This window comes from Bradyrhizobium sp. I1.14.4, from assembly GCF_050435825.1.
GTDB lineage: Bacteria > Pseudomonadota > Alphaproteobacteria > Rhizobiales > Xanthobacteraceae > Bradyrhizobium.
Window position 1 is genome coordinate 349829 of sequence record NZ_JBNDLA010000001.1, and the last position, 19447, is coordinate 369275.

Annotated in this window: 23 protein-coding genes; 16 read left to right on the forward strand and 7 right to left on the reverse strand. The window is 64.4% G+C overall.

Features of this window, described 5'->3' with window-relative positions; translation table 11 throughout:
- Positions 1-76: 76 nt before the first annotated feature.
- The 3 genes from ABIB78_RS01660 to ABIB78_RS01670 are packed head-to-tail and all read left to right on the forward strand — an operon-like array spanning position 77 to position 2314.
- On the forward strand, positions 77-733 hold the full coding sequence (locus tag ABIB78_RS01660) for an acyl-homoserine-lactone synthase (protein ID WP_429020635.1): 657 nt from the start codon (positions 77-79) through the stop codon (positions 731-733).
- A complete protein-coding gene (locus tag ABIB78_RS01665) occupies positions 693-2057 on the forward strand; it encodes a cytochrome P450 (protein ID WP_429020637.1) in 1365 nt (454 codons plus the stop codon). Before ABIB78_RS01660 ends, ABIB78_RS01665 begins: the two co-directional genes overlap by 41 nt.
- A gap of 38 nt (positions 2058-2095) precedes the next feature.
- Positions 2096-2314 (forward strand): hypothetical protein, encoded by a 219-nt coding sequence (locus ABIB78_RS01670; RefSeq protein WP_429020640.1) that lies wholly within the window; start codon positions 2096-2098, stop codon positions 2312-2314.
- Between the two features lie 104 nt (positions 2315-2418).
- On the opposite strand, the gene ybaK is transcribed toward ABIB78_RS01670, so the two are convergent.
- Complete coding sequence (gene ybaK, locus ABIB78_RS01675) at positions 2419-2901, reverse strand: Cys-tRNA(Pro) deacylase (protein ID WP_429020643.1); 483 nt, start codon at positions 2899-2901, stop codon at positions 2419-2421.
- A gap of 348 nt (positions 2902-3249) precedes the next feature.
- Between ybaK and ABIB78_RS01680 the strand changes: the two genes are divergently transcribed.
- The 5 genes from ABIB78_RS01680 (at position 3250) to ABIB78_RS01700 (ending at position 8206) form a co-directional block, all read left to right on the forward strand.
- Positions 3250-4542, forward strand: a complete 1293-nt coding sequence (locus tag ABIB78_RS01680; protein WP_429020645.1) for an adenylosuccinate synthase — start codon at positions 3250-3252, stop codon at positions 4540-4542.
- Positions 4543-4577: 35 nt separating this feature from the next.
- On the forward strand, positions 4578-6140 hold the full coding sequence (locus ABIB78_RS01685) for a hypothetical protein (protein ID WP_429020648.1): 1563 nt from the start codon (positions 4578-4580) through the stop codon (positions 6138-6140).
- A gap of 198 nt (positions 6141-6338) precedes the next feature.
- Positions 6339-6773 carry a DUF5413 family protein gene (locus ABIB78_RS01690; RefSeq protein ID WP_429020651.1) on the forward strand — a complete coding sequence of 145 codons (435 nt, stop codon included), beginning with the start codon at positions 6339-6341 and terminating at the stop codon, positions 6771-6773.
- A gap of 323 nt (positions 6774-7096) precedes the next feature.
- Positions 7097-7465, forward strand: coding sequence for a Crp/Fnr family transcriptional regulator (locus tag ABIB78_RS01695; protein ID WP_429020654.1), 369 nt, complete (start codon positions 7097-7099; stop codon positions 7463-7465).
- A 201-nt stretch (positions 7466-7666) separates the two neighbouring features.
- The gene (locus ABIB78_RS01700) at positions 7667-8206 is read left to right on the forward strand and encodes a DUF4112 domain-containing protein (protein ID WP_429020657.1); all 540 of its coding nucleotides are present in this window, start codon (positions 7667-7669) and stop codon (positions 8204-8206) included.
- A 157-nt stretch (positions 8207-8363) separates the two neighbouring features.
- Here ABIB78_RS01700 and ABIB78_RS01705 read toward each other — a convergent pair whose 3' ends face one another.
- The 5 genes from ABIB78_RS01705 to ABIB78_RS01725 form a co-directional block, all read right to left on the reverse strand.
- Entirely contained in the window at positions 8364-8654 is a 291-nt protein-coding gene (locus ABIB78_RS01705) for a hypothetical protein (RefSeq protein WP_092117298.1), read from the reverse strand.
- Positions 8655-8878: 224 nt separating this feature from the next.
- Positions 8879-9043 (reverse strand): DUF3309 family protein, encoded by a 165-nt coding sequence (locus ABIB78_RS01710; protein WP_016844323.1) that lies wholly within the window; start codon positions 9041-9043, stop codon positions 8879-8881.
- A 295-nt stretch (positions 9044-9338) separates the two neighbouring features.
- On the reverse strand, positions 9339-9752 hold the full coding sequence (gene msrB / locus ABIB78_RS01715; protein ID WP_429020662.1) for a peptide-methionine (R)-S-oxide reductase MsrB: 414 nt from the start codon (positions 9750-9752) through the stop codon (positions 9339-9341).
- 175 nt (positions 9753-9927) lie between these two features.
- Entirely contained in the window at positions 9928-10644 is a 717-nt protein-coding gene (gene msrA, locus ABIB78_RS01720) for a peptide-methionine (S)-S-oxide reductase MsrA (protein WP_429020665.1), read from the reverse strand.
- Between the two features lie 229 nt (positions 10645-10873).
- Complete coding sequence (locus tag ABIB78_RS01725; protein ID WP_429020667.1) at positions 10874-11983, reverse strand: ATP-dependent DNA helicase; 1110 nt, start codon at positions 11981-11983, stop codon at positions 10874-10876.
- 200 nt (positions 11984-12183) lie between these two features.
- Between ABIB78_RS01725 and ABIB78_RS01730 the strand changes: the two genes are divergently transcribed.
- From ABIB78_RS01730 to ABIB78_RS01760, 7 genes are all read left to right on the forward strand, one after another.
- Positions 12184-13389: an LLM class flavin-dependent oxidoreductase gene (locus tag ABIB78_RS01730; protein ID WP_429020670.1), complete on the forward strand. Its 1206-nt coding sequence runs from the start codon at positions 12184-12186 to the stop codon at positions 13387-13389.
- A gap of 516 nt (positions 13390-13905) precedes the next feature.
- On the forward strand, positions 13906-14277 hold the full coding sequence (locus tag ABIB78_RS01735; protein ID WP_429020673.1) for a hypothetical protein: 372 nt from the start codon (positions 13906-13908) through the stop codon (positions 14275-14277).
- Positions 14278-14316: 39 nt separating this feature from the next.
- Complete coding sequence (locus tag ABIB78_RS01740; protein WP_429020675.1) at positions 14317-15270, forward strand: sulfonate ABC transporter substrate-binding protein; 954 nt, start codon at positions 14317-14319, stop codon at positions 15268-15270.
- Complete coding sequence (gene ssuD / locus ABIB78_RS01745) at positions 15252-16433, forward strand: FMNH2-dependent alkanesulfonate monooxygenase (protein WP_429020678.1); 1182 nt, start codon at positions 15252-15254, stop codon at positions 16431-16433. The genes ABIB78_RS01740 and ssuD overlap by 19 nt, the downstream gene beginning before the upstream one ends.
- The gene (locus ABIB78_RS01750; RefSeq protein WP_429020680.1) at positions 16430-17236 is read left to right on the forward strand and encodes an ABC transporter permease subunit; all 807 of its coding nucleotides are present in this window, start codon (positions 16430-16432) and stop codon (positions 17234-17236) included. The genes ssuD and ABIB78_RS01750 overlap by 4 nt, the downstream gene beginning before the upstream one ends.
- A gap of 8 nt (positions 17237-17244) precedes the next feature.
- Positions 17245-18084 (forward strand): ATP-binding cassette domain-containing protein, encoded by an 840-nt coding sequence (locus tag ABIB78_RS01755; protein WP_429020683.1) that lies wholly within the window; start codon positions 17245-17247, stop codon positions 18082-18084.
- A 7-nt stretch (positions 18085-18091) separates the two neighbouring features.
- Positions 18092-18682 carry a flavin reductase family protein gene (locus ABIB78_RS01760; protein WP_429020686.1) on the forward strand — a complete coding sequence of 197 codons (591 nt, stop codon included), beginning with the start codon at positions 18092-18094 and terminating at the stop codon, positions 18680-18682.
- Between the two features lie 24 nt (positions 18683-18706).
- On the opposite strand, the gene ABIB78_RS01765 is transcribed toward ABIB78_RS01760, so the two are convergent.
- Positions 18707-19090, reverse strand: a complete 384-nt coding sequence (locus ABIB78_RS01765; protein WP_429020688.1) for a hypothetical protein — start codon at positions 19088-19090, stop codon at positions 18707-18709.
- A 169-nt stretch (positions 19091-19259) separates the two neighbouring features.
- Between ABIB78_RS01765 and ABIB78_RS01770 the strand changes: the two genes are divergently transcribed.
- Complete coding sequence (locus tag ABIB78_RS01770) at positions 19260-19415, forward strand: hypothetical protein (RefSeq protein ID WP_429020690.1); 156 nt, start codon at positions 19260-19262, stop codon at positions 19413-19415.
- Positions 19416-19447: the final 32 nt, after the last annotated feature.

Sequence of the window (19447 nt, forward strand, 5' to 3'; positions counted from 1 at the left end):
TAAAACCCCCGGTTTCCGGGGGTACCACAGTTAACCCCTTTCGTTCCAGATGTTCCGCATTTGGAGGGAAGGGATAATGCCGCATCCATTGGACGGCTATCATGCACTCATTACCAGGGAAGAGCTTGATCCGGCGCATGTCGGGGCGATGTTGCGGTTGCGCAAGCGCCTGTTCGTCGACCAATGCGGCTGGCTTCTGAGCACGATCGGTGACGTCGAACGTGATCAGTTCGACTGCTGGTATACCGAGCACTGCCTGTTGTTCTCAGGCGTCGAGCTGGTCGGCGGCTTCCGGGCGATCCGCACCGATTATCCATATCTTACCAAGTCGGTCTTCCCGCAGCTTGCGGTGCGCCGCTTTCCGAGCAGCCGCGACGCTTGGGAGATCAGCCGTTTCGGCGTGCTGCCGAGCGGCGCGAGGTCGCAGACTGCTCGCGTGAACTACGCGCTGATGTTCCGCTTCGCCGAGCTGCGCGGGGCGGCGGCGCTCGTGGCGCTCGCCGATCTTTCATACGAACGTTTTCTCACCCGCATGGACATCCGCACCCGCCGCTACGGCCCGCCGCAGGTGATCGGCAATGATCACATGGGCCGCCCGCTGACGGCGCTCGCCGGAGAAATCCCGCTTGGTCTCGCCGACAATCCCGGCCTGACCAAATTCCTCGACCTTGGACGGCAATTGGAGATCCACGATGCCTCACATGTTCTCGGACGTTCGAGCATTCCAGCGTGACCCGCTGCGTCTGTTGCTGACGCGCGGGAACGAGGCCGAGCTGGGGCTCGTGCCCCTGCGGCTCGGTCCCGCGCCCGTCTTTCTGGTGAACGATCCCGATCTGCTGCGCCCGATCCTCAAGGCGCCGGAGACTGACATCGGAAAGGGCAAGCTGATCAAGAAGCTGACGCCCGTGCTTGGCCGTAGCTCGCTGATGCTGAGCGGCGAGGAGCACAAGCGGCGGCGGACCGTGCTGCAGAAGCACATGGCCAAGGGCAGCGTCGAGAAGTTCCTGCCGCATATGTGCGCCGAGATTCGCGCGGTCGGCGCCAGCCTGGCGCGGCTCGGATCGTTCGATCCGCACCATGTCACGGCGATGCTGGCGTTGCGCACCATCTGTGTCGCGATCTTCGGCTCCCAGGTGATGTCGTCTGGCGACGAGGAAGCGCTGGTTCAGGCCGTCGGCGTGATCGAAGACGATCTTGCCGAGGAGATGTTCCGCGCGTTGCCGTTCGGTCCGATGGCTTGGTACCGGCGCCGGCAGAACCGGGTCTGCGCCAAGCTTGCCATGTCGACGGTGGTGCAACGCCTGCGCCGCAAGGCGGGCTCAAGCAGCGCGCTGCGGGATCTCGAGGCGCTCGCCCTGAGCGATCGCGATCTCGAGGACGAGATCCTGACGCTGCTGCTGGCCGGCCATCACACCACGGGTTCGACTGCGGCGTGGATGTTCTACCAGATGGCCGCCGATCCCTCCCTGATGGATGACATTGCCGACGAGGCGGCGGAGTGCCTTGGCGACGACGGCGAGCTGCGACTTGACGCGGTGAAGCGCGCCAATCTGAGCGCGACGCTGGTCAAGGAGGTCTGCCGGCTCTATCCCAGCGCCTGGTGGTTCTCGCGCGAGGTGATGCAGCCGGTGACGATCGGCGGACGCGACCTCAAGGTCGGCACCTCGCTGTTGATCTGCCCCTGGCAGTTGCAGCGCGATGGCAGGCATTTCGAGGATCCGGACCGCTTCCTGATGACGCGGCGCTACAACACCGACGCCTACATCCCGTTCGGCGCCGGTCCGCGCGCCTGCGCCGGGATGGGCGTTGCAATGCTCGAGCTGCAATTGCTCGCGCTCGAGATCGCCGCGGCCTATCGCTTTACTGGCGTCAGCCCGAATCCGGCGCCGTGGCCGAAAGCCTCGGTGACGCTCGTGCCGCCTCCCATGACGATCGACATCGAAGTCCGCGAAATGCGCTCGCGCATCCTGCTCCTTGGCGAGGAAGCCGAGCGGCTGCCGTACATTCCACCCGTCGGCGCGGCGTCCATCAGCACCTTACAATCGGTATCCCAATGACAACTCAGATAACGACGGCCAATATCGGGCAAAGGGCCATGGATCAAGTGCAAGCGCGCAGTTTGCGCGACGTCATCGCGGTGCTGATCGAGCAGCGCAGCATCGTGACGGCGGCCGGCGCGAGCTTTGCCGCACATCTGCTCGACCTCGCGATCATGCAGCTCCGGCTCAACGTCAACGATATTTCGGCAGAGGAATTGACCGGCCTGTCCGACTTCGTTGGCGCGGAGTTTGCGCGGAACAAGTCCTCGCATTGATCGCACAGAGCGTTTTCGAGCGAAGTGGGCACCGGTTCGCGTGAAGAAAACGCGTCAAAACAAGGAGCCGGAGCTTCGGTTTTGATTCAATCGGAACCGAAGCTCTAGTCTTGCGTCGCCACCAGCGCCTTCATCGAGGCGCCGGCGGCAAGCGCGGCGTCGTTCGGATCGATCTCGATCTGCAGGCCGCGCTGGCCGCCATTGACGAAGACGGTGACATGGGTGAGCGCGGTCTCGTCGATCGCGGTCGGCACTTTCTTCTTCTGGCCGAACGGGCTGATGCCGCCGACATGGTAGCCGGTCAGCCGCTCGGCATCGGCCGGGCGCATCATCCTGGCCGACTTGCCGCCGAGCGCGGCGGCAAGCTTCTTCATGCTGACCTCGCGGTCGGACGGCACCACGGCGCAGACCGGCTTGCCGTCGACCTCTGCCATCAGCGTTTTGAGCATGCGGTTCGGGTCGACGCCGAGTGCCTCCGCAGCCTGCAGCCCGATGCTCTCGGCGCTGGAATCGTAGACATAGGTGTGGAGCCTGAAGGCAATGCCTAGCTTCCGCAGCGCCATCGTCGCTTGTGTCGAATTGGGCATGGACCCTGCCGGTTGATACGGCTGAATGATCGCTGCAATGGGCCCGGCGATCAATCGGCCGAACGGCCGGCCTCGGGCCACGCCAACATTAAATTCCCGCCAGCCCGGCGCAGCCGGGCGCGGCATGGAATTTTCAGGGGATATCAAAGGGTTGTAGCTCGTCTAAAAGGCGAAAACGCGCCCCTTCTTGCTTGCGCAGCCGACCCGCTTCCTTTATCCGGTAGGCGCCTCGCGTGCGCGCGGCCGGGCGCCGCGATTTGGGCTGGGCATATCAATGCATGATCGCTGTGGGCGGACGCGTTTTCGCCGCGATCATGGTCTGAAACACCTGAAGGGAACATCTTCGCAATGGCCAATGTTGTCGTCGTCGGCGCCCAGTGGGGTGACGAGGGGAAGGGCAAGATCGTCGACTGGCTGTCGGAACAGGCCGACATCGTCGTGCGCTTCCAAGGCGGCCACAATGCCGGCCATACGCTCGTGATCAATGGCGAGACCTACAAGCTGGCGCTGCTGCCCTCCGGCGTGCTGCGCCCGAACAAGCTCGCCGTGATCGGCAATGGCGTGGTGTTCGACCCGCAGGCCTTCCTCGACGAGGTCGCCAAGCTGAAGGGGCAGGGCGTTGCCGTCGGACCGGACAATTTGCGGATCGCCGAGAACGTCACGCTGATCCTGCCGCTGCATCGCGAACTCGACGCCTTGCGCGAATCCTCCAACGCCATCACCTCGATCGGCACCACCCGCCGCGGCATCGGCCCGGCCTATGAGGACAAGGTCGGCCGTCGTGCCATCCGCCTGATGGATCTCGCCGACCTCGACACCCTGCCGCACAAGATCGAACGCCTGCTGGCGCATCACAATGCGCTGCGCCGCGGCCTCAATCTGCAGGAGATCGACGGCAACGGCATCCTGACCGAGCTGACGGCGCTGGCGCCGAAGCTGCTGCCCTATGCCGAGACGGTGTGGCGGCTGCTGGACCTCAAGCGCCGCGAGGGCAAGCGCATCCTGTTCGAGGGCGCGCAGGGCGCGTTGCTCGACGTCGACCACGGCACCTATCCCTATGTGACGTCCTCCAACACGGTGGCGGCGCAGGCCGCGACCGGCACCGGCATGGGTCCGGGCGCGGTCGGCTATGTCTTGGGCATTTGCAAGGCCTACACTACCCGCGTCGGCCAGGGTCCGTTCCCGACCGAGCTGAACGACGAGATCGGCGAGGAAATCGGCCGTCGCGGCAAGGAATTCGGCGTCAACACCGGGCGCAAGCGCCGGGTCGGCTGGTTCGACGCGATGCTGGTGCGACAGACTGTCCGCACCTGCGGAATTGCCGGGCTGGCGCTGACCAAGCTCGATATTCTCGACGGGTTCGACAGCATCAAGGTCTGCATCGGCTACAGGCTCGACGGCAAGGAAATCGACCATCTGCCGGCGGGCGAGGGCGCGCAGGCCCGCGTCGAGCCGATCTATGAGATCATCGAGGGCTGGAAGCAGCCGACGGCCAATGCGCGGTCCTGGGCGGATCTGCCGGCCCAGGCCATCAAGTATGTTCGCCGGGTCGAGGAGCTGGTGGGGTGTCCGATCGCCCTGCTATCCACCAGTCCGGAACGTGAAGATACTATTCTGGTACAGAATCCGTTCGAGGCTTAACGGGATATTACCTATATCCCACCAATTGTGTGGAAATGGCTGACTACTACCCGCTGATCGCCCGTGCCATTGCCGGATTGGACCCCAACGCCCCCGGCGAAGCTCGCCGTGCGCTGTATGCGCGGGCGCGGACGGCGTTGATCCAGCAGCTCCGCGGCGTGCAGCCGCCGCTCTCCGAATCCGAGATCACCCGCGAACGGCTGTCGCTGGAAGAGGCGGTTCGCAAGGTCGAGTCCGAGGCCGCGCAGCGTGCCCGGGAGGCCTCGCGCCCCGGCGGCGCTGCCCGCAGCAACGATCCGCTTCGCCGCGCCAATCCGCGGCCGCCCGAGGCCAATCCCGCCGACAGTGCCGCCCGCCCGCGCCCTCCGGCCGAACCCCGCCCGCCGCGCAATCTGCGTCCCGATGCGCCGCCGCCGGCTCCGCCGCGGCCGCAGAGCCCGCAGGTCCCACCGGGTCTCGATACCCAGGCGCCGCCGGCCCGGCCGGGTCCGCCGCGCCGCGGTCCGGAAGGCGCGCCGCCGCCGGTGCCGCCGGCTTCCCCGGGCGTGCGCGGCTTCCGCGACATCACCGCCGACGCTGACGATCTCGGGCGTGCCGCGGCGCAAGCCAGCCGCAACGCGCGCAAGACTTACGCCAACGTGCCGTCGCCCTCGCCGGAATTCGACCGGCTCGAGCCGAGCCTGGAAAATCGCGGCGGCGATCCCGAGGCGCCCTATTCCTACGACGAGTCGATCGAGGAGGCCGAGCGCTACACCCCGCAGCCGCCGCAGGGGCCGCCGCCGCAACGCTCGCGGGTCGGCGGTGCCGATCGCGAGCCGAGGAAGCCGCCGCGCGTCGGCTCGATGTTCCCGTTCAAGACCGCGATCGTGATCGGCATCCTGCTGATCCTGGTCGGCACCGGCATCCTGTTCCGGCAGCAGGCCGCCACCCTTGTCAGCAGCCTGTTCAAATCCTCCGCCCCCGTCGAAGCGCCGAAGGATGCCTCGTCGACGCCTGCGAGCAAGAAGATCACCGACCGCGTCGGCCAGCCCTCGTCGTCGGGTGAGCCGGTCGCCCCGGTGGCGCAGCGCGTGGTGCTGTATGACGAGGACCCGTCGGATCCGAAGGGCAAGCAATATGTCGGATCGGTGGTCTGGCGCACCGAGCAGGTCAAGGGATCGGGCAACCAGAAGCCCGACATTGCGGTGCGCGCCGATATCGACATCCCCGATCGCAAGTTCAAGATGACGATGTCGTTCCGCCGCAACACCGATTCATCGCTGCCGGCGAGCCATACCGCGGAGTTGACCTTCATCCTGCCGCAGGACTTCGCCAATGGCGGCGTCGGCAACGTGCCGGGCATCCTGATGAAGTCCAACGAGCAGGCACGCGGCACGCCGCTCGCCGGGCTCGCGGTCAAGGTCACCGACGGCTTCTTCCTGGTCGGCCTCTCCAACGTCGACGCCGACCGCTCGCGCAATTTGCAGCTCCTGAAGGAGCGCTCCTGGTTCGACGTGCCGCTGGTCTACACCAACCAGCGCCGCGCCATCATCGCGATCGAAAAGGGCGCCCCCGGCGAGCGCGCCTTCAACGAGGCGTTTGCGGCGTGGGGTGAGTAGAGACCTCGCTATCACCTTGGTGCACGACGTCATCGCCCGGCTTTGTCCGGGCGATTTCGTATCGCAGCAATATCAGCGGCGCCTTGTTGCAGCGCATCGGCGCTGCCGAGCTCCCGAAACATTGCCGGGCGCTTTCGATTTTCCTAGAACCATCGTGCGACTGCGTTACACTTGGCTGACGTCGGGCAAGGGCACGCCATGAAACGTTATCTGATCTTCGCAGCCATCGGGCCGTTCATCGGCGGCTTCCTGTTGCTGCTCATGACCACCTATCAATCCGGCTACTGGACCGAGACCAATGGCGGCGAGGTGACGAAGCTGCTCGTCGTGTTCGTGAAGTCGCTGCAATACAATTATCTGTTCGGCATCGTGCCGTCGCTGATGTTCGGTGCGGTCGACGACATCCTGATGCATATGCGGCGGATCGCGCCGCTGGCGCGGATGCTGATCGTCGGCGCGGTCGCGTTCGTCGGCGCGGCGCTGACCTACGCCTCGCACGGCTCCGAAAGCGGCGCGGTGCAGTTCATCCTGTACGGGCTGGTCGGCTTCATCCCGGGCGTGATCACGTCCTGGCTGGCGCACAAATATGCCGAAGAGCTGTACGCGCCGGCGCAGCCGGCTTCGCAGCACTAAAGCGCGATGAGATTGGGTTGAACCGCCATCGCGCTTTAGCTCATTGTTTGAGCATGATCTTTTCGGAAAACCGCTTCACACTTTTCCGGATCATGCTCTAGACGCCAGTCGCAAGTGGGGGCGGGTCCCCCTTTCATGCAACTGTCATACGTGCGTCATGCAAATGTAGTCCCAATGTCATGTGCGCAGCAGGACCTTGCGACCTGCGCTGCGATCATGCGCAGTGGCAATGCCGATCTCGCGCCTGCCACTTAATTTGGAGCATTCGTTTTAGCCAGAGCCGCAGACAATCGGACGTCTGGGTTCTGGGAAAGGGGTTCTTTGTGGCAGATGCAAGCTTTAGCCTTCTGACGGGCAACAGTATCGAAACGCGCCTGGTCCGAGCGGGTGGCGTCATTTTTCGCGAGGGCGAACAAGCCAACGAGCTCTTCGTGATCAAGAGCGGCTACGTGCGCATCCAGGTCGGCAACAAGACCATGGCGGACCTGGCGCCTGACACGATCTTTGGCGAGATGGCATTGATCGACAACGAGCCAAGAAGTGCGACCGCCACGGCTCTCACGGATGTCGAACTCGTCCCGGTCTCGGAAAAGCAGTTTCTCTTCCTCGTGAGCCAGACGCCGCATTTTGCCCTGAAGGTCATGAGAACGCTGGCCCAGCGGCTCAGAACCATGAACAAGGGCGATTATTAAACGAGGCGAACAGAGCATCTCGCCAATTCACGCTTCGCGCGAATACCCTCTCGCTGATCGTTGCAAGCAAAACGGCGGACGTCTCCGTCCGCCGTCGCTTCGGCTTGACGCCGTCGGCGGCGCGCGGCGTGTGATGCGGCCTTGAAGGTGACACAGCGGTAATGTGAGGCAACTTGAACCGCCTGCCTGCGTTACCATCTGATGGCCATGCCCGAGGACGACATCTTCACGACCAGCGCCACGCGATCGCGGCCGCCCTTCGGCGGCGCGCAGGCGCGCGGCAAGGTCATCGATCAGGATGGGCGCGAACTCTCTGATAGCCCGCTGCATCCGCAGTTCGAAGGCTTCCAGTTCGACTTCCGCAACTCCGGCGCCAATCCGTTCGGCAATCTGACGCGCGAGGAGCGACTGGCGCGGCTGGAGATGATCGCAAAGCTGCTCGACGTCGCCTTCGTCGTGCCGGGCACCAATGTGCGCTACGGTATCGACGGGCTGATCGGCCTGATCCCCGTGGTCGGCGATATCATCACCACCGCGATCTCACTGTGGCTGGTGCGCGAGGCGCGGTTGCTGGGCGCACCCTGGCACATCACCGCGCGGATGCTTGCCAACGTCGCGGTCGACGGCGTGGTCGGCATGGTGCCGGTGGCGGGCGATGCCTTCGACGTCATGTTCCGCGCCAATATCCGCAATGTGCGGATGCTGCGGCGCTGGCTCGACAAGCAGCCGCGGCGCGCATAATCCGGACCCGAAGGGTCGCGTTAGCGCAAAGTGTGCAGCGGTTTTCCCTCGCGCCAAACGCAAGGCGTTTGCGCGGAGATTATGCGCAAACAAATCCCCCAAAACAAAAGCCCCCGGATCGGTCCGAGGGCTTTTCGTTAGGGTAGGAGCAGAAAGCTTATGCGGCGTCGGCGTCGGTCTGGGCCGGCTCGGGGCGCGGACGGCGCGGCAGCGGGAAGCCTTCGCTCTCATACAACGAACGGATGCCGTTCTGGTCGAAACGGGCTTCCTCGACCTGGAGATAGGCGCCGTTCAGCGAATCCGCCGGCAGCTCTTCCATCGCAAAGCGCACGGCTTCGGCGGCAGTGCCGAAACGGCGATAGGCGAAGCCGGCCCGCTTCTTCTTGCGGATCGCGGCAGGGAACAGTTCGGCGGACGTGTTATAGTTGAACGGACGCAGGGGACGCATGGTCGACGACCTCTTGTGTTCTTGGCATAGAGCGCGGCGAAAGGGATTTGGGGGGACGGCGACCTATAATCGGCGGCGCGCCGTACATGTCATTTCGATCCCTAATATAGGCCTCTTTGACAAAAATGCGACCCCAGAAGCGGCCCCGGCAAGGCACATGCTGAATCCGCGCATAGCACGCGATCGAGCAAAATAAGCCTATTCATTTCAATGGCTTGTGGCTCTCAAATCTTGTCGAGCCAGGCCAGGATCGCGACCACGATCAAAATCACCCCGAAAAGGCCCATTCCGGAGTGGCCGAGGCCATAGCCATAGCCGCGGATCCGGCCGCTATAGCCGCCCAGCAGGATAATCAGCAGGAGAATGATGAGGATCAGTCCAAGCGACATGGCGCCCTCCTCAGAACAGGCGGCAGCTGCACGGCGAGACGCCTACGGCCCCGCGATTTCAGAGCAAAGCACATTCCGGCCTGCGAGTCGTTAAGGCCACCTGCCGATCACGAGGATGTTGTTGGGCGCCGCGTCGGCTATTTCCTGTCTTCGTCGATCGGAAGCAGCTTCGTTTGCGCGCGCGGAAGGACGGCCGGGCCAAGCAAAACCCCGCGCGACCGGTTCTTGGTCGCGCGGGGCGGAAAATATGTTTGACAGGTCGGCGGATTATTCGGGCGCTTGGGCCCGCTGGCCGTTACTTCTTCTCGTTCAGCTTTAGCGCCGCCGAGTTGATGCAGTAGCGCAGGCCGGTCGGGCCGGGGCCGTCGTTGAAGACATGGCCGAGATGGCCGTCGCATTTCGAGCACAGCACCTCGGTGCGGATCATGCCGTGGCTGACATCGTGCTCCTCGTCGACATGGCTCTCGACCGCCGGCTTGGAGAAGCTCGGCCAGCCGCAGCCGGAGTCGAACTTCTGGTCGGACTCGAACAGGGTCTGCCCGCAGCCGGCGCAGACATAGATGCCCTTGCGCGGGTCATGCTCATATTCGCCGGTGAACGGGCGCTCGGTCGCCTTCTCCCGCAGCACGGCGTGCTGCATCGGCGTCAATTCCTTGCGCCACTCGGCCTCGCTCTTGCGGACCTTGCCGTCGGTTTTGGTATCGGACATGGAAACTCCCTTGTTGGTCGTCATTGCGAGGAGCCCGCGACAAATTTGCAATGCAATTTTGCGCCGAAGCGACGAAGCAATCCAGCGCTGCCGCAGGTTGGATTGCTTCGCGGAGCCTGTCATCCGACGGCGCTTCGCGCCGACCGGGTGGCCCGCAATGACGGAGACTATTCCCTCAGTTGGTGACCTTGGTGCTGCTCACCAGCGTCGGCTTCTCGATGTAGCTCTCCGCGAAGATCTTCTTCAGGTTCTCGACCTTCGGGATGTCGTTATAGGCAATATAGGGTTGGTTCGGGTGCAGCGTCAGATAGTCCTGATGGTAGCCCTCCGCCGGATAAAACGCCTCCAGCGCGCCGACCTTGGTGACGATCGGCTTCCGGTAGACCTTGGCCGCGTTGAGCTGGGCGATATAGGCGTCCGCGACCTTTTTCTGCTCGTCGCTGGTCGTGAAGATCGCCGAGCGATATTGCGTGCCGGAGTCGGGGCCCTGGCGATTCAGCTGGGTCGGGTCATGCACGACGGAGAAGAAGATCTGCAGGATCTTGCCGTAGGAGATCTTCTGCGGGTCGTACTTGATCTCGACCGATTCCGCGTGGCCGGTCGTGCCGGTCGACACCATGGAGTAGTCGGCATTCGCCTTGCTGCCGCCGGAGTAGCCGGACACCGCGCTGACGATGCCAGAAGTGTGCTGGAACACGCCCTGCACACCCCAGAAGCAGCCGCCGGCGAGCACCGCGGTCTTGATGCCGGTTTCCGGCGCGCTCGCGGCCGGCGGCGGGATGACCACGGCGTCCTCGGCGGCAAGTGCGGGCGCGACGGCAAAAGCGGCGACGGCCAGCGCGCCGATCGCGGCGGCGCAAAGCGAAAGGCGGCTGAGGGAGCTCTTGGGCATGGGTTCCTCGTGGGATCGCAATTGGGGGCCAGTCTAGAGCGGGAGCCGGCATTGGCAAACCAGGCCGGGCTGCTCCGACGCTTCAAAATACGGGCGACGGAGCGTTTTGTTACGGCGCCGGCCACACGGTTTCGTGAATAAATCGCGGTCGTCCAAGGCCTTACGCGGCTCTCATCAGGCGCGCGTCGTGTGACCCGTTGGCGCGCAATCACCGAAGGTGCGGTGAGAGCTACACCACGATGCTGAGCCGTTTTGCGGCGCGCGTGATCCCGGTGTACAGCCAGCGTGCGCGCGAGTCCTGGAACGCAAAGCTCTCGTCGAACAGCACGACGTCGTCCCATTGCGAGCCCTGCGACTTGTGCACGGTCAGCACATAGCCGTAGTCGAATTCGTCATAGGGCTTGCGCTGCTCCCACGGAACGCCCTCGACGCCGCCGTCAAAGCACTCGCCGCGCACCGAGACCTTGGTGACCTTGTAGCCGAAATCCTCATCCGGCATCACGCGCATGGTGATGATCCTGGATTTCGATTGCGCGCGCGCCTTGACCCGCCAAAGCCCGCCGTTGAACAGGCCCTTCTTGCGGTTGTTGCGCAGGCAGACCAGCTTGTCGCCGGCAACCGGCAAGGGATCCTCGATGTTCTGCCGCTGCCGCACCCGCATGTTGTAGGCGCGGCGGGTGTTGTTGCGGCCGACCAGCACCTGGTCGGCGCTCATCACGCGGTCCGGATCCAGCTCCTTGCGCGACACCACCTCGCTCTCGCCATGGCGGCCGATCTCGAGCTCGCGGCCCTCGCGGATGTCCATCGACATCCGCACGATCGGATCGTCCTGCGCCTGGCGGTGCACCTCGGTCAGCATCGCGTCGGGCTCGGCATCGGTGAAGAAGCCGCCGCCCTGGATCGGCGGCAATTGCGCGGGGTCGCCGAGCACCAGCAGCGGGCAGTCGAACGACATCAAATCGCGACCGAGCTCGGCATCGACCATCGAGCATTCGTCGATCACGATCAGCTTCGCCTTCGAGGCCGGCGCGTCGTCCCACAATTCGAAGCTCGGCTGCTCGACGCCGGACTCGCGGGCGCGATAGATCAGCGAATGGATGGTGGAGGCGCTATCGCAACCCTTGTTGCGCATGACGAGCGCCGCCTTGCCGGTGAAGGCCGCGAATTTGACCTCGCCGTCGACGCCTTCGGCGATGTGGCGGGCGAGCGTGGTCTTGCCGGTTCCGGCATAGCCGAACAGGCGGAACACCGGCGGCGTCGCGCCCTTGCCCGGCTTGGCCTTCAGCCAGTCGGCAACGGCTTTCAGCGCGGAGTCCTGATGCGGCGTGAACGTTGTCATGGGGCTTTCGGAGCGGTGAACGCGCGACCGATAACGCCGCGACTCACGCCAGCACAAGCTAAACATTCATGCGTTCCGATCAAGCGGCTTCCGCTGCACGGAATTGGAGTTTCGCCCCCGAGGCTGGACTCGGTTTGCGCCGGCACTAGACTGACCGAAAAAGAACAAACGGTCGGGGACGCGACCTTGGGAGTGACTCCATGAAATTCGGCATTTTTTACGAGCTGCAACTGCCGCGCCCCTGGAACGATGGCGACGAGCTCAGGCTCTACCAGAACGCGCTGGCACAATTGGAAACCGCCGACCGGCTCGCTTACGACTACGCCTGGGTCGTCGAGCACCACTTCCTCGAAGAGTATTCGCACTCGCCGGCGCCGGAATCCTTCCTCGCCGCCGCGAGCCAGCGCACCAAGAACATCCGGCTCGGCCACGGCATCTTCCAGCTCACCACCAATCATCCCGCGCGCGTCGCCGAGCGGGTCGCGGTGCTCGATCTGCTCTCTAACGGCCGCTGCGAGTTCGGCATGGGCGAGAGCGCCTCGATCACCGAGCTGACGCCGTTCGGCCGCGACATGGAAACCAAGCGCGAGGTGTTCGAGGAGGCTGTCGAAGCGATCTTCCCGATGTTCACCAAGGTCGGCACCGAGCATCGCGGCAAGTACTTCGACATCCCCTTGCGCAATGTCGTGCCGAAACCGGTGCAGAAGCCGCATCCGCCGCTCTGGATGGCGTGCTCGCAGTTGCCGACGATCGAGCGCGCCGGGCAGAACGGATTTGGCGCGCTCGGCTTCCAGTTCGTCAGCGCCGAGGCGGCGCACGCCTGGGTGCACGCGTATTACAACGCGATCACCAAGCGGCTGAAGAAGCTTGCCGACTACGAGATCAATCCCAACATGGCGCTGGTCTCGTTCTTCATGTGCGCGAAGACCGATGAGGAAGCGCGCAAGCGCGCCGACGGCGCGACCTTCTTCCAGTTCGCGCTGCGCTATTACGGTCAGGCGCAGAACCGGCAGCGCCCGGCGCCCGGCACCGTCAACATGTGGGACGAGTACAACAGGTGGAAGCGCGAGAATCCGGACGCGCAGGAGGCTGCGCTGCGCGGCGGCCTGATCGGCTCGCCGGAGACGCTGCGCAAAAAGCTGCGGCGCTTCCGCGCGTCGCATATCGATCAGGTGATCCTGCTCAACCAGGCCGGCAAGAACACCCATGAGCATATCTGCGAGTCGCTCGAATTGTTCGGGAAGGAAGTGATGCCGGAGTTCCAGCACGATCCCGAGCACGATGCGTGGAAGAAGGGTGTGCTTGATGGCTCGATCCAGCTCGAGGAGATCGATACCCAGGCATTCTCGGACCGCTATGGTAAACTCGCGGTCAATGTCGGCCCGAAGACCGCAGCCGCGGGCTGATCGATTCCTGAAGCTTGGGCTCTGATTGAATCAGAGCCCAAGCTCCAAAATTCTTGTTTATTCTTGTTTGACGCGTTTTCGTCACGCGAACCGGCATCCACTTCGCTCGAAAACGCTCCAGTGCAGCGACCTCGCGTTTCCGTGAGGAAAATAATTCGCTACGCGCGATCCACGCTTTAAAAGAAACGACCCGCGCGATGCCCGCACCGAAGTGTAGGCATCGCTATTTTTGTGCGGCGCTCGACAGCTTCATTCGCGCGCCCCATCATCCTGACATCGCATGATCGTGCAGCGCGATAGCGCGCTTGGTCGTCAGGAGATTCTTGGAATGAAGCGTCGTGAGTTCCTCCAACTGTCGCTCGTCACAGCCGCCTCCGTTGCGCTGTCACGGCGCGCGCAGGCCCAGACGGACGCGAAGGAAATTCGTATCGGCTACCAGAAGAACGGCGTGCTCGTTATCACGCGCCAGCGCGAGGCCTTGGAAAATCATTTCAAGCCGCAGGGCATCAGCGTGAAATGGGTCGAATTCTCCTCGGGCCCGCCGTCAAGACCCGCGACATCACCAAGACCAACTCGTTCTACATCGCCAACCGCGACTTCGCCCGGAATCGCGGCGCGATCCTGCAGCAGATCGTCGATGTCACGACATCGACCGCCGCATGGGCGCAGGCGCATCCGGATGAGGTCGCGAAATCGCTGGCTGCCGTCACTGGTGTGCCGCTCGATATCCAGACCATCGCGGCGCGGCGGGCGGGCTTCTCGGTCGGACCCGTGACCGACGACATCATTGCGACCCAGCAGGGCGTCGCCGACCGCTTCTTCAAGCTGGGCCTGATTCCAAAGCAGATCGTGATCCGCGACATCGTCTGGCGCAATCCCCAGACCTGATCGGCGCGCCTTGGTCAGTTCAATACAGAGGACATTGCCATGACGCGTTTATTTCGACGCTGGATTGCCCGCGCGGTGCTGTCGGCCAGCATCGTGGCCGCCACCGTGGGCGCCTCCTATAGCCAGGAGAAGGTCGTCCGCATCGGCTATCAGAAGTACGGCAAGCTGGTGCTGCTGAAGAGCAAGGGCTCGCTGGAGGAAAAGCTGAAGGCGGTCGGCTACAAGGCGGTGTGGACCGAGTTTCCGTCCGGCCCGCCGCTGCTCGAAGCGCTCAATGTCGGCGCGATCGATTTCGGCAACACCGGCGAAGCGCCGCCGATTTTCGCGCAGGCCGCCGGTGCGCCGATACAGTACGTCGCCTATGAGCCGCCGGCGCCGAAAGGCGAGGCGATCCTGGTGCCGAAGGACAGCCCGATCAAGTCGGTGGCTGAGCTGAAGGGCAAGAAGGTCGCGCTGAACAAGGGCTCCAACGTCCACTATCTCCTGGTGAAGGCGCTGGAGAAAGCCGGCGTCAAATATTCCGAGATCGAGCCGGTGTTCCTGGCGCCCGCTGACGCGCGCGCGGCGTTCGAGCGCGGCGCGGTCGATGCATGGGTGATCTGGGATCCGTTCCAGGCAGCGGCAGAGGCTGCGACCGGCGCGCGCACCATCGCCGATGGGGCCGGCATCGTCGCCAACTATCAGTTCTACTTCGCCTCGAAGAAGTTTTTGCAGACCGACCCGAAGATCGTCGAGCTCGTGCTGGCGCAGCTGAGCGAGGTCGATGACTGGGCCAAGGGCGATATTCACGCCGTTGCCGAACAACTGGCGCCGAGCATCGGCCTGTCGGTGCCGGTGGTGGAGGTTGCGTTGAAGCGGCAGGCCTACGGCATCAAGCCGGTCACCGACACCGTGATCGCGGATCAGCAACAGGTCGCCGACACGTTCTTCGCGCTCGGCCTGATCCCCAAACAAATCAAGATTTCCGACGTCGCATGGAGGCCGGGCACGTGAGCACCCCAAATAACGCCAACATCCTCTGGTTCCTGCCGACCCACGGCGACTGCTGCTATCTCGGCACGTCGATCGGCGGCCGCGAGGTGAACTTCAATTATCTGCGCCAGATTGCGCAGGCCGCGGACCAGCTCGGCTATTACGGCGTGCTGCTGCCGACGGGGCGGAGCTGCGAGGACTCGTGGGTGGTGGCGTCAGCCGTCGCACCCTGGACCGAGCGCCTGCGCTATCTCGTGGCGGTCAGGCCCGGCTTGCAGTCGCCGAGTGTCGCCGCACGCATGACCGCGACGCTGGACCGGCTGTCGAACGGCCGTCTCCTGATCAACGTCGTCACCGGCGGCGATCCGATCGAGAACAAGGGCGACGGTATTTTCCTCGACCACGACGAACGCTACGCGGTGACACGCGAGTTCCTGAATGTCTACAGCGATCTGTTGGCGGGCAAGACGGTCAATGTTGAAGGCAAGCACATCCGGATCGAGGACGGCCGCCTGCTGTTCAATCCGGTGCAATCGCCGCGGCCGCCGCTGTATTTCGGCGGCTCCTCGGACGCCGGCATCGACGTCGCGGTCGACGCCGTCGACAAATACCTGACCTGGGGCGAGCCGCCGGCGCAGGTCGCCGAGAAGATCGCCAAGGTCAAGGCCGTGGCGGCGCAGCGCGGCCGCAAGCTGTCGTTCGGCATCCGCCTGCACGTGATCGTACGCGAGACCAATGCCGAAGCGTGGCGCGCCGCTGACGAACTGATCCAGTACGTCACCGACGACACCATCGTTGCCGCGCAAAAGATCTTTTCGCGGATGGACTCCGTCGGCCAGCAGCGGATGGCGCAACTGCACGGCGGCCGCCGCGACCAGCTCGAGATCAGCCCGAACCTGTGGGCCGGCGTCGGGCTGGTGCGCGGCGGGGCCGGTACCGCGCTGGTCGGCGATCCGCAGACAGTCGCCGCGCGGATCAAGGAGTATCAGGACATCGGCGTCGATACCTTCATCATGTCCGGTTACCCGCATCTCGAGGAAGCCTATCGCTTCGCCGAGCTGGTGTTCCCGCTGCTGTCGCTGGCGCAACCCGGCAATGTGACGCCGATCCGCGTCAACACCGGGCCGTTCGGTGAGACCATCGGCAACGACTACCGTCCGCAGAAGCAGGCATCGCAATCATGAGCTTGATCGATTCACTACCACGCGTCGGCGCACCAAAACTCCCGAGGGTCGACGGCCTGATCCCCTGGATCGTGCCGCTGGCGATCGTCCTGGTCTGGCAGCTTGCCTGCGTCACCGGTTTTGTTCCCTCGCGCGTGCTGCCGGCGCCGAGCGATGTCGCGCTGGCCGGATGGAAGCTGCTGCTGTCAGGTGAGCTGATCCGCAATATCTGGGTCAGCTTCTGGCGCGCCTCGATCGGCTTTTTGATCGGCGGCGGCATCGGCTTCGCGTTTGGCCTTGCCAACGGTCTGTCGCAACTGTCGGCAAAACTCACCGACACCACGCTGCAGATGGTGCGCAACATTCCGCATCTGGCGCTGATCCCGCTCGTCATCCTGTGGTTCGGCATCGACGAGTCGGCAAAACTGTTCCTGGTCGCGCTCGGCGTGTTCTTCCCGATCTATCTCAACACGCTGCACGGCATCCGCACCGTCGATCCGCAGCTGATCGAGATGGGCCGCATCTACGGCATGACCGACGGCGAGCTGTTCCGCCGGGTGATTTTCCCGGGCGCGCTGCCCTCGATCTTCGTCGGTCTGCGCTTTGCGCTCGGCATCATGTGGCTCACTTTGATTGTCGCCGAGACCATCGCGGCCTCGTCGGGCCTCGGCTACATGGCGATGCAGGCGCGTGAATTCATGTTGATCGACGTCGTCGTGCTATCGATCCTGATCTACGCCTTGCTCGGCAAGCTCGCCGACAGCGCCTCGCGGGCTCTGGAGCGGCTGACCCTGTCGTGGCATCCCGCTTTCCAGAACAAGTGAGAATGAGAATGCAAGAAGCGTTTCGTTTTCAGTCCGTTGACGCTGAGCCGGTTGACCGCGCCGACATCGGCGTGCAGGCGCGGCAGTTGCGGCGAGGATCGGAAGGCGCGACCCGCGGCCTGTCGCTGACCATCCGCAGCCTGCGCAAGGCGTTCGGCGACAATGAGGTGCTGCGCGGCATCGATCTGCACATCCCGGCCGGCCAGTTCGTCGCGATCGTCGGCCGCAGCGGCTGCGGCAAGAGCACGCTGCTGCGCCTGATCGCCGGCCTCGACGCGCCGACGGCGGGAAGCATCGCCTTCGGCGAACAGCCGCGGGCGCAGGACGTCCGCGTCATGTTCCAGGAGCCGCGCCTGCTGCCCTGGGCGCGGGTGCTGTCCAATGTCGAGGTGGGTCTGGGGCGCGAGCGCTCGTCGGCCGACGCGCAGGCGCGCGCCGAGCGCGCGCTGGTCGAGGTGGGCCTCGCCGAGAAGCGCGGGCAGTGGCCGTCGGTGCTCTCGGGCGGCCAGAAGCAGCGTGTCGCGCTGGCGCGGGCGCTGGTCAGCCAGCCCCGTGCGCTGGCATTCGACGAACCGCTCGGTGCGCTCGACGCGCTGACGCGCATTTCGATGCAGCAATTGCTGGAGCGGGTCTGGCGCGACCAGGGCTTTACCGCGATCCTGGTGACGCATGACGTCGCCGAGGCGGTCGCGCTCGCCGACCGCGTGCTTGTCATCGAGGACGGCCGCATCGCGCAGGATGTCACGATCGATCTGCCGCGGCCGCGCCGGCGCGGTTCGGCCGAGCTCGCCGCGCTGGAAGGCGAGATCCTGAAGCATCTGCTCGAAGGCAGCGAAGATACTCTGTGAGGTCGCCATGAATTCCGCCGTCCGCAATGTTTCGATCGAGCCCGCGGTTGAGGCCGCTGAATTCCGCGGCGCGATGCGTCATCTCACGGGCGGCGTCAGCGTCATCACGGCCGGCCGGGGCAAGGAAATTTCGGGCATGACGGTGACCTCGGTGTCGTCGCTCTCGGTCGAGCCGCCGTCGCTGATCGTCAGCATCAACCGCGCCGCCTCGTCATGGCCGCTGATCGCGCGCCATCGCGTATTCGGTATCAACATCCTGACCGCAGATCAGCTCGACCTTGCCGAGCGCTTTACCGGCAAGGGCGGCCTGAAGGGCGCGGACCGGTTCGCCGGGGTCGAATGGACCACGCGCGCCTCGGGCGTCCCGCTGCTGGTCGGGGCGTTGGCCGCGATCGACTGTGAGGTCGAGGAGGTCATCGAACGGCATTCGCACGCGATCGTCATCGGCCGCGTGCTCGATGTGATCGCATCGGAGCGCACCGCCGCGCTGGCGTATTGGCACGGCGAATATGTCGCGATCGACCGCGACGAAGACGCCGCCAGACTGGCTGAGGTCAGCCTGCCGTCGCGTCACGTTCACGCCCGGGGCGCGCGCTAGCGCTGTGTTTGTTCGGATCCGGTCCTAATCCATGATCGCGGTGAGCGTCGCCGGGCTGTCGATGACCACGGTGCTGCCGCGGACGCCGTACCAGACCGCCTGGACGGTCTGAGGCGCGTTGCCCAGCGGAATGCCGACCACGAGCGTTGTCGGGATGCGGCCCGTGCTCGACGGGGCCGCTTCATTGTAGGTAAAGCTCGCCGTGACCGTCGAGACTGCGCCATTGAGGGTGATGCCGAACGTGCCGCCCGGAATATCGGTGCCCGTGGCGTAGGGCATTGGAACGTTGAGGATGATGATCGCGGTGGTGCCGACGCCCTCGGGGATCGTCAGGGTGAGGCCTTGCATCGGTGTGAAAGTCGAGGAGCTGGTGGACAGGGTGCCGGCGGTCTGCGCGTAAAGGGCCATTTCTCTCTCCAGTTGTTAAAGAACGTGAAAACAATAGGAGATTGAGTAAGGCAATTGGCCGCAAGATTCAAGGGATGACCGGCGGCGGGGCCTGCGCGGCATGTTGGCCGTGGCGCTTTCCCGGCAAGCGCACTAAAAGCCCGGGATGTTTCGGAGACGTGACGGTTCGATGAAGCGCCTGGGAACCTGGCTGTTCTACCTCGTCGGCGCGATCGCCGTCGCTTATCTTGCGCTCTATGCGTATGCGACGTTCAGCGGACGCGACATCACGCCGGGCGATCCGATCCGGATCTTCCGCAAGCCCGACGCGCCCAGCTATTCGTGAGGCGAGGCGATTGCGGCGGCGCCGCTTTCCCT